This window comes from Mycobacterium sp. 852013-50091_SCH5140682 (assembly GCF_001665685.1).
Taxonomy (GTDB): Bacteria; Actinomycetota; Actinomycetes; order Mycobacteriales; family Mycobacteriaceae; genus Mycobacterium.
Genome location: NZ_LZTB01000035.1, coordinates 107528 through 120269, shown reverse-complemented (window position 1 = coordinate 120269; position 12742 = coordinate 107528). Strand labels below are relative to the sequence as shown.

Below are 12742 nucleotides of genomic sequence, written 5' to 3'. Positions count from 1 at the left end.
CGCACTCACACACCCCGGAAGACCTCAGGAGAGGCAGCACAAGACAACAATGGCCTTCGTCATCACCCAGAACTGCTGCACCGACGCCAGTTGCGTCCCGGTATGCCCCGTCGACTGCATCCGGCCCGTACCGGGTCCAGCTGGGGCAGCCGCGCCGATGCTCTACATCGACCCAGCTACCTGCGTGGATTGTGGTGCATGCGTTGCTGTTTGCCCGGTCGGCGCGATCTACCACGAGGATGACCTCCCGCCATCGCAGCAGCGATTCAAGACCATCAACGCCAATCACTTCGCCACCGAACCGTTGGCCGTCCGCCCGATCCCGGCCAAGTGGTCACCGACCGCTGTAGGACGGGACGTGCTGCGGGTGGCTGTGGTGGGCGCCGGACCAGCCGCGTGTTACACGGTGGCCGATTTGGCGCGCATCACCGGCGTCCATGTAGATGTCTTTGACAGACTTCCAACACCATTCGGCTTGGTTCGATTCGGTGTCGCGCCTGATCACCAACGCACCAAGGATGTGGTACAGCTGTTCGAGACGGCACTCGCCAGCCCCAACGTCACGTGCTATTTCAACGTTGGCATCGGTGAGGACGTAACCCACGACCAACTCATGGCCACGCATGACGCGGTGATCTACGCCGTAGGCGCCTCCCGAACCCGCGATCTCGGAATCGCGGGTGAAGAACTGCTCGGCACCGTCGGCGCCGCGGAGTTCGTGAACTGGTACAACGGGCATCCCGACTACGCCGACAGGCGATTCGATCTGACGGGCCCGCGGGTGGTGATCGTCGGCAACGGTAACGTGGCCTTGGACGCCGCCCGGGTGTTGATGATGGATCGAGATCAGCTGGCGGGCACCGATATTGCCGAACACGCCTTGGATCAGCTGGCCGCTGGCGGCGTGCGTGAAGTCGTGGTTTTGGGCCGCCGCGGTGCAGCAGACGGCGCGTTCTCGGTCGGCGAACTGTTGGCACTCGGCTCGCTGCCGGGCGTGGACGTGGTAGTCGAGGGACAGCTGGGGGAGCGGCCCGACGATCAGGAACGCGCTTTGAAGTTCGACATCGTCGCCGACTACGCGCAGCGGTCGACGACGCTGGACAACAAGCGCATTGTGCTGCGTTTCGGTACCCGTCCGGTACGCATCGCCGGTACCGATCGGGTCGCCACCCTGGAAGTCGAGGACGGTCGGGGAATCACCTCGATCGACACGTCGCTGGTTCTGAAGTCGATCGGCTATCGCGGCACGCCCATCGATGGTTTGCCGTTCGACGACGCTGCTGGGGTGATCCCCAACGACGGCGGTCGCGTGATCCGCGACGGTGCACCCGAAGCAGGGGTGTACGTCACCGGCTGGATCAAACGCGGGCCTCGAGGTGTCATCGGCACCAACCGGTTGTGTGCACGAGAGACCGTCACCAACCTGCTCGCCGATGCGCGGGCCGGCACCCTGCCGACCCCGGCATCGCACGAACGATTCAACGCCGTGGAGCTGACCGCGCGCGGTGTGAACGTGGTGGACCTGGCGGGATGGCACCTCATCGATGCCGCCGAACGCGAGCAAGGAGTTGCTGCGTCACGTCCGCGAGTGAAGGTTGTCGACCGGGCGGCGCTTCTCGCTGCCGCGGGTCTGGGAACCTAGGGGTTGGGCTGCCTCGGATGGACATGTCTGCCCTGCTGCGTCAGACCGCTGATCGGGATCTCGTCATCGCGCTTGGCGATGGGGTGGGAGCGGTGAATATCCTCGATGACGGTCAGTCGATCGGCGAGGCGCTGAGTTCTGCCGCGCCCCCTGATTCGCGTATCACCCTGGTTCTTGGGTGGAGTCCGGTTGCTCCGCAGGGGATTACGCCAGAGGTATTCGCCGGAGTAGTCACCCTCATGCCTGGTTGGGGTGTTCGGGCGCTGCTGTCGAGCCCGACCACGAGCGCGGTGCCGACCAGTATGGCTGCCATACCTGCCTTGCTGGGCTCTCACTTGCGCCCCGATGCGCTCATCACCCGGATGACCCGGCGCGGAGACGGCCTGCGGTTCTGCACCGAAGTATCCTGGCAACAGGCTCTGGTCGACCTCGGTGTCCCAGTCTGGGCGGTGCTCGACGAGGACGCCCCGTCAGCGTACGCCGGAACCCCGCTATCACCGGATCGTGTGACGATCATCGGCCGTGCCGGAGACGCTCCGGCGGATATGCCGTCGAGGTCAACGGAGGCATTGCACGACGCTCTGGCCGACCGGGTACTCGATCTCATCCCGGAGGGCGCCCGGCTGCAATACGGGCCAGGTCAGCTCGGAACCGCACTCCTACAACGTTCCACCAAGGCGCTGGCCATCGACACCGGACTGCTCACCGACGCGGTAATGGACCTGGAGCGGCGGGGGCTCCTGATCGGCGAACCGTCGGCTACCTACCTGTTCGGGAGTGCGGAGCTGTATCGGTGGGCCGACGGCCGGCCGATACTGCGCGGCATCGAACACAGTCATGACCTCACCCGGCTGTCCCGGGGTGCACCGTTCGTCGCCGTGAACACGGCCATCGAGATCGATCCGTTCGGCCAGATCAACGTCGAGGGCGTTGGAAACAAAGTGGTCGGCGGAATCGGGGGGCACCCGGATTACTGCACCGCCGCGCGGCTGAATCGGACCGGACTATCCATCATCGCTGTTCCGGCACAATTCCGCGGCCGGTCAACGCTTGTCGAGGCGCTGAGTCGACCGGCTTCCACGCCTGCACACGACGTCGAGGTGATTGTCACCGAGGCGGGTCATGTCGATCTGCGGTCGGCGGACTGGACCCAACGGCGTCAGCTGATCGAGGGGCTGTTTCAGCTCGCTGCGTGACCCGCAGGACGGCGCAGCGAAATATGCTGCTGCATAACGCGATCGATGCTTGGTTCCTTGTGCCGACGTAAAGAGTCAGGTGAACATTGTGGCGCCAAAGTCATTGTGCCCGGCAGGGCGGTACGTGCACTGCGGTCGCCTGGAATGCAGCCGCGCGGGCCGAGTGTCAACTCGGCCCGCGCAGCGGTGACAGAAACTAAGAGGCGGCGATTTCGCGGCCGATGATCTCTTTCATAATTTCGGTAGTGCCGCCGTAAATCGTCTGGATGCGAGTATCCAAGTAGGCACGGGCCACCGGGTATTCGAGCATGTATCCGTACCCGCCGTGCAACTGCAGGCACCGGTCGATCACCCGCTTCTGCAGTTCGCTGAGATACCACTTACCCTTTGCGGCATCGACCGGCGTAAGTTCACCTGCGTTGTAGGCGAGCACACTTCGATCCGTGTAGGCCTCGGCGATGTCGATTTCGGTGGCCATCTCGGCCAATTCGAACCGGACATGCTGTTTGTCGGTGAGCGGGCCACCGAACGCTTGGCGGCTCTGGCAGTATTCGACGGTCATGTTGTAGATCGCCCGTGTGGTGGCCATGGACTTGGCGGTTACGCCGAGCCGCTCCCTCGGGAGGTGGCTCATCAGATACTGCAATCCACGACCGGCCTCGCCCAGAAGATTCTGCGCGGGAACGACCGCATCGCGGAAGTAGAGTTCCGAGGTGTCCTGGGCGGGCAGGCCAACTTTGTCGAGCTTGCGCCCGCGCTCGAACCCAGGCGTGTCGCGCTCGACGACGAACAGGCTGAACGCTCGCGATCCGCCCTCTGGGTCGGTCTTCGCGGCGACCACAACAACGTCGGACATTATTCCGCTGGAGATGAATGTCTTCTGCCCGTTGAGGATCCAATGATCGCCTTCGCGGCGTGCGGTGGTGCGCATGCCGCGAAGGTCGCTTCCTGCGCCGGGCTCCGTCATCGCCAGCGCGCCGATCACCTCGCCGGCGGCGAATCCGGGGAGCCACCGCGACTTCTGCTCGTCGTTGGTCAGATCCAGCAGATAGTGCAGGACAAGATCGTCCTGCAGGCTGATGGTGAGACCAAAGGACAAGGCGTTGATCCGGGCGATCTCCTCGCAGACCACCATCCGGAACCGGTAGTCGGGTTCGCTGGCCCCGCCGTACTCTTCGGGGATCTGTAGCGCATAGATGCCGGACTTCGCCGCGCGGGCGAAAACCGACCGGTCAATCCAGCGGTCACGATCCCAATCATGTTGATGGGGAACAACTTCGCGGGTAAGGAACTCTCGCACGGTTTCCCGGTAGGCTTCGTGGTCGGCTCCGTATAGTGAGCGCTGCATGCTACAGCCGCTCGATGATCGTGACGTTGGCCTGTCCGCCGCCTTCGCACATGGTCTGCAGACCGAATCGGCCACCTGTGCGTTCCAATTCGTGCAGCATGGACGTCATCAACCGCGCACCGGTGCAACCGATCGGGTGCCCCAGGGCGATGGCGCCGCCGTTGGGGTTGACCTTCGCGGGATCGGCGCCCAGTTCGGCCAGCCACGCCAGCACGACGGGCGCGAAAGCCTCGTTGATTTCCACGGTGTCGATGTCATCGATGGACAGGCCGGTGCGCTTGAGCGCATGCTGGGTGGCCGGAATCGGCGCAGTCAGCATCATGACGGGGTCCGCGCCGCGGACCGAGATGTGGTGAATGCGTGCGCGGGGGGTCAGACCGAACCGATCGACGGCGGACTTGGAGGCGACCAGCAAGGCAGCGGCACCGTCGGAGATTTGACTGGCGACTGCGGCAGTCAGCACACCACCTTCGACGAGTGTCGGAAGCGTTGCCATCTTCTCCAGCGAGGTGTCCGCGCGCGGGCCCTCGTCGACGCTGACTCCGGCGTACTCGGTGATCTCGCGGGTGAAGCGGCCTTCGGCTATCGCGGTGAGCGCGCGCTGATGGCTGGACAGCGCGAAGCGTTCGTTGTCTTCGCGGCTGAGCTTCCATTGATCCGCGATCATCTCGGCCCCGCGGAACTGCGAGATTTCCTGGTCGCCGTAACGAGCTCGCCAGCCTTCGCATCCGGTCCAGGGATCGGTCGATCCGAACGGTTCGCCAGCGGCGAACGCACTCAGGATCGGGAACTGGCTCATCTTCTGCACACCGCCGGCCACGATGAGGTCCGACGTGCCACTCATCACTGCCTGTGCGGCGAAATGTACTGCCTGCTGGGCAGATCCGCACTGGCGGTCGATAGTCACGCCGGGGACGGACTCGGGAAGGCCGGCCGCCAATGCAGCGGTTCGTGCGATATCTCCGGCCTGGGAGCCGATGTTGTCGAGACATCCCAGGATGACGTCGTCGATGGCCGCCGGATCGATGTCATGGCGTTCCACCACCGTCTTGATCACGTGTGCGGCCATATCGGCCGGATGTGCGTCTGCAAAACCACCTTTGCGCCTGCCCACGGCGGTGCGGGTGGCGTCAACGATATAAGCCTCAGTCATGAAAATAATTTAACATAGAATCAAAAATGCTGTTAGTGGAGTCCCCGCACAGGATCACAGGGACGAGCTCCGGGTACTCAGCGACGTCGTCGGGAACGCTGCGGCTTGGGGGACGGACTGAGGCTGTGCTTAACGAATACCTGCGCGTTGGACACCATGGTCTCGACGGAGCCTCGCCGGGGATGCCACCATTCGGCCGACCAGTTGAGGGCGCCGAGCACCAGTGCCTGGGCCAGCGGCGGATTCAGATCGTCGCGGATCTGACCGTCGGCCGCAGCGTCCTTCATCAATCCGCGCCAGATCCGGTCGTAGGCGGCCTCTTCCTTCTTTTGCCGAGTTTTTAGATGCTCGGGGATCTGCCCCGAATTGCGGATCGAGGCCCGCGCATAGTCGGACAACTCGAGCTCGTGCCGCAGGTGCGACTCAACCGCAGTCATGATGCGGTCCATCGGAGCCGTTTCCGGCGGCAGGGCATCGAGCGCCTCCTGCAGATACTTCCGCAAATCGCTGATCCCGCAGAACATGACCTCTTCGATGAGGTCCTCACGGGATTTGAAATAGTAATAGATCGCCGGCGCTTGGAGTTCGGCTTCGTCAGCGATATCGGTCAGTCGGGTACCGGCGTAGCCCTTGACGCTGAGAACCTGGGCGGCAGCGTTGAGGATGCGCGTGCGCGTCCTTTTGGCTTTTGTGTCGTCGGAACCGGACGCTGACAGCTTGGAGGGCATCGGTAGATGATATGAGCGCCACCCAGTCATGATCGAGTGCGTGGTCGAAACGGCCTCATGTCGAGGGTATCGCCGCCCAGTTGATCGGTTGCACGCGGAAGCCGCGGACGTCGCGCATGCCGGGCGTGATGAGGTCGATCTGCCGGCGTACGCGCCGGGCCAGCAGGCGCGCGACCTCGGCCTCACAGGTGGCGCCGTGATGCGAGACGAAGTCCTCCAGATCCTGATCGGTCTGAATCCAGTCCCGGGGGGCGAAGCCGAGCAGTTCGTCCGCCTCGGCCTGGTCCAACGCGTCCACGTACGGCATCGCCTGCGCGCTGCGTTGCAATCCTGGTAGCAGGTCGCGTACGACACGGAGGCGGAACGCGAGGTAGCTGTCGATGTTCTCGTTGGCGAGTAGGTCGTCCACGATGCGCTGCACGGCAAGGTGTGCGCCGGCGTTGCGGATTCTCGGATATGTGAGCGCTGCGGGGGAGCGAGTTGAAATTCGCTCTCTTCGGCGATGATTTCCAAGCAGATCGTCAGTGACATGAGCGACCATGCCTGCCACTGGGCGAGATCGAACTCGGCCGGAGGATTCGCGCGGGTACCCGCCGAGAGCATCGCGGTGAGCAGTGCGAATCTGACGGCATGGAAATTGACGACCTGCCGGTCGATTGGCTGACCACTTGCCTTCGCGTAGACCGTGAAGGCATGGGTCAGATCCCCGATCGGCTGTGCAGTGTCGCGCATCCGCATCGCGCCGAGGTCGGCCAGTGGATCGCCCAGGCAGCTGAATTCGACGTCCATCAACGCGGTAACGCGTCCCTCGGCGTGCAAGAACTGCCCAGCGTCGAAATGGATCCAAGACACCACGTCCCGGTGAAGCGGAACGTGTCGGTGCAGCCAGCCGATGATGAATTCGATGGCCGGATCCGGACCCGGTTTGACTTCGCGATACCACTGCTCGGACAGCCCGAATCCCATGTACCCGACGTCCTGTGGTGTTGCCGGTTTGGACAGGCCGATCGCCTCGAAAGCGCCGGTTCCTACTCGATGGGCACCAGCGAGCCTCTCGACGTAGTCGGCGATCACTGCGCCGCGAACCCGCTCATCGTCACGTTCGTCGAAACGGTCCCGCCCGTCGACCGACGCCATGAGTATCGCCTCGGGTTCCTCGCAGAACGCCAGGGGAGCGGGCACGGCGACCCCTTCGTCGTGCAATACCCGCATGATGTCGTACTCGCGCCGCAACGAGAGCGTGCGGGTCCAGGGCATTGATTCTTCGCGCTGGCAGCGGGCGTAGAGGCGGTGAGCTTCACCGTCGATCTCCACGGTGAGGAACCAGGACGGTCGCCACCGGGCTTGTCGCTTCCACTCGAGAATGCGACCCCCGGTTTCGCTTTCCACCCAGTCGAACAGCTGCGGCCAGGGATTCTCCAGGCCGTCCCAGCGGGTGTCGGTGGCAGGGCGATCGACCGCGCTGTCGGTCACGGCGTTCAGATCCCGCCGCGGGAGACCAGCTGCGACGCGATGACGTTGCGCTGGATCTCATTGGTGCCTTCGCCCACGATCATCAGCGGGGCGTCGCGAAAATAGCGTTCGACGTCGTACTCGGTGGAATAGCCGTAGCCACCGTGGATGCGCACGGCATTCAGTGCGAGCTCCATCGCCACCTCGGAAGCGAACAATTTGGCCATCCCGGCTTCCATGTCGCAGCGTTCCCCGCTGTCGTAGCGTTCGGCGGCATACCAGGTGAGCTGCCGAGCCGCGGTCAGCTTGGTGGCCATATCGGCCAGATAGTTGCCGATCGACTGGTGCTTCCAGATTGGCTGGCCGAAGCTCTCGCGCTGCTGGGCGTAGGCCAGTGAGTCATCCAGCGCGGCGGTGGCCACCCCAAGCGCCCGGGAGGCCACCTGGATGCGGCCGGTCTCCAGGCCCTTCATCATCTGCGCGAAACCCCTGCCCGGTTCGGTACCCAGGATCGCTGACACACCGATGCGGTAGTCGTCGAACGCCAGCTCGCAGGATTCGACGCCCTTGTAGCCCAGCTTGGGCAGGTCACGCGAGACGGTCAGACCCGGCCCGTGCTCGACCAGCACGATGGAGATGCCTTTGTGTTTGGGCACTGCGGTCGGGTCGGTCTTACACAGAAGGGCGATGAGATCCGAGCGGCGGGCATTGGAAATCCAGGTCTTGGCGCCGGTGATCACCAGATCCGTCCCGTCGGTTCTCGCGACGGTGGTCATGGCTTGCAGGTCCGACCCGCCCCCGGGCTCGGTGAGCGCCATGGTGGCGCGGATCTCACCGGTGGCCATCTTGGGCAGGTATTTCTGCTTCTGTTCTTCGGTGCCGAACAGCGTGAGCAGTTTGGCCACCACGGTGTGCCCGCCCATTGCTCCGGCCAGACTCATCCAGCCGCGAGCCAGTTCCTGAGTCACCTGCGCATAGCAGGGCATCGACACCGGGCTGCCGCCATAGGCCTCTGGCACCGCCAGCCCGTAGATCCCGATCTGCTTCATCTGGTCGATCCAGCGCTCGGGATATTCGTTCGCGTGCTCCACGTCGCGCACGGTTGGTTTGACCTCGCGGTCGATGAAGGACCGTACGGTCTCGACGAGCAGGATCTCTTCATCGCTGAGCTGATTGTGCATGAAAGCACCCTACCGTTGTTTTTATTTTATGTTAAATTATTTTCTGTGACCCACATCGACGATGAAGGGGTGTCCTGGCCTTGAAGACCTGTACCGCGACGATCAGCGACCGCGCCGACGCGCTTCCCGGGACGCTCATGTCGGCTACGGAGGCACGATGACATCGGCGCGGACACAGCCGTCCGCCGCCACCCGGAAGAAGACGCAGCCTAAGGGGCGGCTTCCCGCGGAGGAAGGTGTCTGGGTATTCCTCTTTGGCGACATGACCGTATTCGCGTTGCTGTTCAGCGTGTACCTGTATTACCGCGGCCAGGATCCAGCCCTCTTCAACACATCTCAGCTCAAGCTGAACCAGACTTTCGGGGTGGTCAACACACTGGTGTTGTTGACCAGTTCGCTGTTGGTGGTCACCGCAGTCCGCGCCGTGAGGCAGAGTGCCCACCAATTGGCCCGCTGGCTCACCTACGGGGCCATGGCGTGCGGTGTGATCTTCGTGATCAACAAAGCCATCGAATATGGTCTGAAGATTTCGCATGGGGTGGTGCCGGCGACCAACCAGTTCTTCATGTACTTCTACGTGATGACCGGGCTGCACCTGTTTCACGTCGCCATCGGTCTGGTGCTGCTCGGGTTGGTTGTCAAGCTGACTCGCAAGCCGGCCTTGGACGGGCGTGAGCAGGGCTATCTGGAAGGTGCCGCGTGTTTCTGGCACATGGTCGATCTGCTCTGGATTGTGATCTTCCCGCTCCTCTACTTGGTGAAATGATGCTGACAACTCTTGTGCGTGACCGCATTACCATCGTCTGGTTCGTCCTTGTCGCTGCGACGCTGGCGTCGTGGACCCTCGGGGTCGGGCATGAATTGCCGCAGCGCTACGCGGCCATCAGCATCATCGTGATCGCCTTCGCCAAAGTGCATTTCGTCGGAAGGTACTTCATGGAGATCCGGGATGCGCCGCCGGCCCTGAAGGCAGTGTTCGGCGTGTGGAACGTGGTGGTCGCCGGCCTCTTGATTGGGCTCTATCTCTACGCATAGCAGCGGTGCGTGCATATGGGACAACGTGATTCAGGACGAGAATGGAGAGTTCATGTTCGCAGTGGTAGGTGGGGGAGCCGCGGGTAGCGCGGCCGCCTTCGTGCTCAAGCGCGCGGGACATGACGTCGTCCTGTTCGAGGCATCGGACAACCTTGGTGGTCGCACCAGGACTGTCCAACGGGACGGCTTCGGAGTCGAGGTCGGGGCGATCTACATGCTCAACTCCTACGCGAAATGCATCGAACTACTGAACGACAGTGGCGCGCAGAATCTGCTGGAGCCGTGGTCGCCGCCGCTCGCCGGACTCTGGGATGGACGCAGTCTTCACCCGGTCCAATACGACTACATGCCTTCGTTTTTCAAGATACCTATGCTGACGCTGCGTGACAAAGCCCGGTTGACGGTGCGGGCGGCACAGTCGATCCTGAGCCCGGCCCCTGAGCCGTTTGAAACCGACAGCCTGGCGCAGTTCGACAAAGGCGAGAACATGGAGGCCTGGGCGCGTCGCCGACTCGGCGATCCGCTGTTCGAATGCCTTGTTCGGCCGTTGATCGAGCCGTCCTTCGGCACCGATTGTCGAGAGCTGTCGGTGCCGTATCTGCAGGGCGTCATGAAGCGCGCACACCGGGCCAAGTTCTTCCTGTCGCGGGAGGGGATGGGCAGTGTCTGTTGCGCATTGACGCGCGGCATCGACGTCCGGCTCGGCGCCGAGGTCACCGGCATCGAGAGTGGCCGCGACGGCGTAAAAATCGTAACCGCAGACGCGTCGGTGCTGCATGTCGAGGGAGTGGTCGTCGCAACCGACGCCCGCCGCGCCGCCCAGCTGCTCGAAACTGTTCTGGAACCCGCCACGGTACAGGCTCTCAATTCAGCCCGGTACGCATCGATGGCCCATGTCAACCTGCGCTGGCGCCGTAACCCCCTGGCCAGGTAACAAATTTGAGATGATCCTGCCGATCGGCATTGGTCCGCGCCCGTTGTTGGGCACGATTGTGAAGTCGTCTGCGTCGTCGCGTTTGGTACCGCCTGGAGCCTGTATGACCAACTCGTATTTCTCGAGCAGGGCAACGCAGGATCTCACCAACGACGAACTCATCGATACGGCGCTGCGACATGTCGCTGAAACGTTGGGCAAGGACTTCCCCGAGCCTGAGGCGGAGGTGTTCACCTCTGACCGGGCCCTTGCCATCTGCCCTCCGGGCCACTACTGCGCGATGATGCAGCTCAGAGACACCATGCCGGCGCGCGTGGCTATCGCAGGTGACTACCTTGCTCACTTGGGGGTGGAGACTGCGGTGGTCAGTGGCGATCGTGCAGCTCGGCGGCTGTTGAGCGGGTAGCGCCCCCAGGCTATCGAGCGGCGTGGTCGCCGAGTTTGCGGAAGTCCCAGCTCGTGATTTTCGTGGGCGTGATACGGAGCCAGCCGTGCCGTCCGTCGTTGACGAAATCCGCACCCGAGAAGTACTTTTCGGCGAACAGACGTTCTGGTTCAACGAGTGCTTGATGGGGTTCGCCGATACGTGGAACCTCGCCGACCACGTTGGTGGTACCAGTGATCTCAACGCCTCGAAGCTCGCCGTAAGCCTCGCCGGTGTCGACGACGGCCGCGATCCGCTGATTACGCGCAAGGTCCGTCCAGCGCTGACTGTCTACGATGGAATACAGCCACAGTGTGGATCCGTCCCAGGTGAACCACAATGGCGTCACATGAGGGTGGCCGGTGGTGGTGACTGTGCCGACTCTGCAGGTTCGCTGGACGGCGAGAAACTCGTCGATCTCGTTGGGGTGCATGGCAATAGAACGTCGTCGTCGTTGCACGTGCATCGCGACCTCCTTGTGCTGTGTTCGCATGTGTTCGACCCGTGTCCCGGGACTTCTGCACCCACCGCAGGTGGTAGGCGTTGCCGATGCACTCGACTCGCCCTGGTATAAAATTTGAATCTGCGATAAATTCTATCAAGGCGCCAACGTGGTGTATACCGGCGCTCATCAACTCTCAGTGAGGACGTCATGATCGACTATCGGGATCACCGCAAATGACGTACGCGCCACTCGGCCTCTGGCACGGGGCTGACGATGTCGATCGCTGAGGATGCGCGTCAGACTGCCGCCGGCGCCGCGTGGTGCATGATCGAGGACTCGAGGACGGTTGAGTCACGGTTCGGGCTTCGTGACTGCTCACCTACCGATGCCGGAGGCAATCGGTGCGCGTTCGTTGCCCCGGCGTGGGCGCGTGACCCGCAGGGGAGGCCACGGGTCGGCGCCTTGGCGGTGCTGGCTGATCACATTCTCGGAGAGCTCCCGTATATGCGGCGCCCACCGAGAACATGGTCGCTTACCGCCGAGTTGTCCCTGGACGTCATCGGGGACCTCCCGTCGACCGATGTCCTGTTCGCTGAAGCGGTCGATGTGACCGGGGGCCCGGACGCGTTCTTGCAATGCCGAATCACCACGGCCGCAGGAAGACTGGTCGCGGTAGGCACCGCGAGGACGGCCTATGTGGCGGCTACCGGCGAGGATCCGGTGGCCGACGCCGCGGCAGCGCCATCCGCCGTCCACGATGACTTCGACGCCAGCGCCGTGCTCGGACTCCAACATCGCGACCTCACTGACGGTGTCGAGATCGCCCTGTTGAATCCGGGAAACTGGGTGAACGGATTCGGCATTCTGCACGGCGGTGTGTCGGCATGTGTCTCCGAGCTGGCGGCAGCAGAGGCGGTCCGCGCGCGCAATCCCACCCTGTCCACTGCGCATGTGCACACCAGCTACTTGCGTCCGGTCGTAGCCGATGCGCCGTTCGTCGCGACCGCCCGCCTTCATCACGTCGGCAGGTCCTCGGCGGTTGTGGAAGTGCTCGGCCGCGGCGGTCGGGGCGAGCTGTGCACAGTAGCCACGGTGACTGCAACGAGCCGGCTTCAACCTGCGACGAAGTGACCAGGTGAAGCCGCGAAGCCTGATGTCCCCGTGAGCTGCGGCCCAATCCGGTTGCCGTCCGTCAGATCTGTGG

General features: G+C 63.3%; 13 protein-coding genes and 1 pseudogene. 7 read left to right on the top strand and 7 right to left on the bottom strand.

Translation table 11 applies throughout. The features are described 5' to 3' along the window. Positions 1 to 49 precede the first annotated feature (49 nt). Both A5784_RS11440 and A5784_RS11435 read left to right on the top strand, forming a co-directional pair. Positions 50 to 1642, top strand: a complete 1593-nt coding sequence (locus A5784_RS11440) for an FAD-dependent oxidoreductase (protein WP_064945009.1) — start codon at positions 50 to 52, stop codon at positions 1640 to 1642. A gap of 23 nt (positions 1643 to 1665) precedes the next feature. Then, positions 1666 to 2838, top strand: coding sequence for an acetyl-CoA hydrolase/transferase C-terminal domain-containing protein (locus A5784_RS11435; protein ID WP_064945122.1), 1173 nt, complete (start codon positions 1666 to 1668; stop codon positions 2836 to 2838). Positions 2839 to 3034: 196 nt separating this feature from the next. Here the strand turns inward: A5784_RS11435 and A5784_RS11430 are convergent, their stop codons facing one another. From A5784_RS11430 to A5784_RS11405, 6 genes and pseudogenes are all read right to left on the bottom strand, one after another. Further along, complete coding sequence (locus A5784_RS11430; RefSeq protein ID WP_064945008.1) at positions 3035 to 4186, bottom strand: acyl-CoA dehydrogenase family protein; 1152 nt, start codon at positions 4184 to 4186, stop codon at positions 3035 to 3037. A gap of 1 nt (position 4187) precedes the next feature. Beyond that, the gene (locus A5784_RS11425; RefSeq protein WP_064945007.1) at positions 4188 to 5339 is read right to left on the bottom strand and encodes an acetyl-CoA C-acetyltransferase; all 1152 of its coding nucleotides are present in this window, start codon (positions 5337 to 5339) and stop codon (positions 4188 to 4190) included. A 77-nt stretch (positions 5340 to 5416) separates the two neighbouring features. Continuing rightward, entirely contained in the window at positions 5417 to 6067 is a 651-nt protein-coding gene (locus tag A5784_RS39135) for a TetR/AcrR family transcriptional regulator (protein ID WP_064945006.1), read from the bottom strand. A gap of 55 nt (positions 6068 to 6122) precedes the next feature. Continuing rightward, positions 6123 to 6476: a hypothetical protein gene (locus A5784_RS39130; RefSeq protein ID WP_232006011.1), complete on the bottom strand. Its 354-nt coding sequence runs from the start codon at positions 6474 to 6476 to the stop codon at positions 6123 to 6125. A gap of 350 nt (positions 6477 to 6826) precedes the next feature. Then, positions 6827 to 7279 (bottom strand): annotated as a pseudogene (locus A5784_RS39835) (phosphotransferase); the annotation flags it as partial. 266 nt (positions 7280 to 7545) lie between these two features. Further along, on the bottom strand, positions 7546 to 8700 hold the full coding sequence (locus A5784_RS11405; RefSeq protein ID WP_064945003.1) for an acyl-CoA dehydrogenase family protein: 1155 nt from the start codon (positions 8698 to 8700) through the stop codon (positions 7546 to 7548). Between the two features lie 157 nt (positions 8701 to 8857). Between A5784_RS11405 and A5784_RS11400 the strand changes: the two genes are divergently transcribed. From A5784_RS11400 to A5784_RS39630, 4 genes are read left to right on the top strand one after another with little or no spacing between them, the layout of a single operon-like run. Continuing rightward, a complete protein-coding gene (locus A5784_RS11400) occupies positions 8858 to 9466 on the top strand; it encodes a cytochrome c oxidase subunit 3 (protein WP_064945002.1) in 609 nt (202 codons plus the stop codon). Then, entirely contained in the window at positions 9466 to 9735 is a 270-nt protein-coding gene (locus A5784_RS11395) for a cytochrome C oxidase subunit IV family protein (RefSeq protein WP_064945121.1), read from the top strand. The genes A5784_RS11400 and A5784_RS11395 overlap by 1 nt, the downstream gene beginning before the upstream one ends. 52 nt (positions 9736 to 9787) lie before the next feature. Continuing rightward, complete coding sequence (locus tag A5784_RS11390; RefSeq protein WP_156750504.1) at positions 9788 to 10669, top strand: protoporphyrinogen/coproporphyrinogen oxidase; 882 nt, start codon at positions 9788 to 9790, stop codon at positions 10667 to 10669. Between the two features lie 10 nt (positions 10670 to 10679). Beyond that, a complete protein-coding gene (locus A5784_RS39630; protein WP_197514703.1) occupies positions 10680 to 11075 on the top strand; it encodes an FAD-dependent oxidoreductase in 396 nt (131 codons plus the stop codon). A gap of 10 nt (positions 11076 to 11085) precedes the next feature. Here the strand turns inward: A5784_RS39630 and A5784_RS11380 are convergent, their stop codons facing one another. Beyond that, positions 11086 to 11586: a pyridoxamine 5'-phosphate oxidase family protein gene (locus A5784_RS11380; RefSeq protein WP_502687508.1), complete on the bottom strand. Its 501-nt coding sequence runs from the start codon at positions 11584 to 11586 to the stop codon at positions 11086 to 11088. 225 nt (positions 11587 to 11811) lie between these two features. Between A5784_RS11380 and A5784_RS11375 the strand changes: the two genes are divergently transcribed. Then, a complete protein-coding gene (locus tag A5784_RS11375; RefSeq protein WP_082944777.1) occupies positions 11812 to 12669 on the top strand; it encodes a PaaI family thioesterase in 858 nt (285 codons plus the stop codon). The last annotated feature ends 73 nt before the right edge of the window (positions 12670 to 12742 follow it).

Excerpts from the sequence above, each read along its gene's own strand:
- A5784_RS11440 (WP_064945009.1), top strand. The coding sequence starts at position 50 with ATGGCCTTCGTCATCACCCAGAACTGCTGCACCGACGCCAGTTGCGTC.
- A5784_RS11435 (WP_064945122.1), top strand. The coding sequence starts at position 1,666 with ATGTCTGCCCTGCTGCGTCAGACCGCTGATCGGGATCTCGTCATCGCG.
- A5784_RS11430 (WP_064945008.1), bottom strand. The coding sequence starts at position 4,186 with ATGCAGCGCTCACTATACGGAGCCGACCACGAAGCCTACCGGGAAACC.
- A5784_RS11425 (WP_064945007.1), bottom strand. The coding sequence starts at position 5,339 with ATGACTGAGGCTTATATCGTTGACGCCACCCGCACCGCCGTGGGCAGG.
- A5784_RS39135 (WP_064945006.1), bottom strand. The coding sequence starts at position 6,067 with ATGCCCTCCAAGCTGTCAGCGTCCGGTTCCGACGACACAAAAGCCAAA.
- A5784_RS11405 (WP_064945003.1), bottom strand. The coding sequence starts at position 8,700 with ATGCACAATCAGCTCAGCGATGAAGAGATCCTGCTCGTCGAGACCGTA.
- A5784_RS11400 (WP_064945002.1), top strand. The coding sequence starts at position 8,858 with ATGACATCGGCGCGGACACAGCCGTCCGCCGCCACCCGGAAGAAGACG.
- A5784_RS11395 (WP_064945121.1), top strand. The coding sequence starts at position 9,466 with ATGCTGACAACTCTTGTGCGTGACCGCATTACCATCGTCTGGTTCGTC.
- A5784_RS11390 (WP_156750504.1), top strand. The coding sequence starts at position 9,788 with ATGTTCGCAGTGGTAGGTGGGGGAGCCGCGGGTAGCGCGGCCGCCTTC.
- A5784_RS39630 (WP_197514703.1), top strand. The coding sequence starts at position 10,680 with ATGATCCTGCCGATCGGCATTGGTCCGCGCCCGTTGTTGGGCACGATT.
- A5784_RS11380 (WP_502687508.1), bottom strand. The coding sequence starts at position 11,586 with ATGCGAACACAGCACAAGGAGGTCGCGATGCACGTGCAACGACGACGA.
- A5784_RS11375 (WP_082944777.1), top strand. The coding sequence starts at position 11,812 with ATGTCGATCGCTGAGGATGCGCGTCAGACTGCCGCCGGCGCCGCGTGG.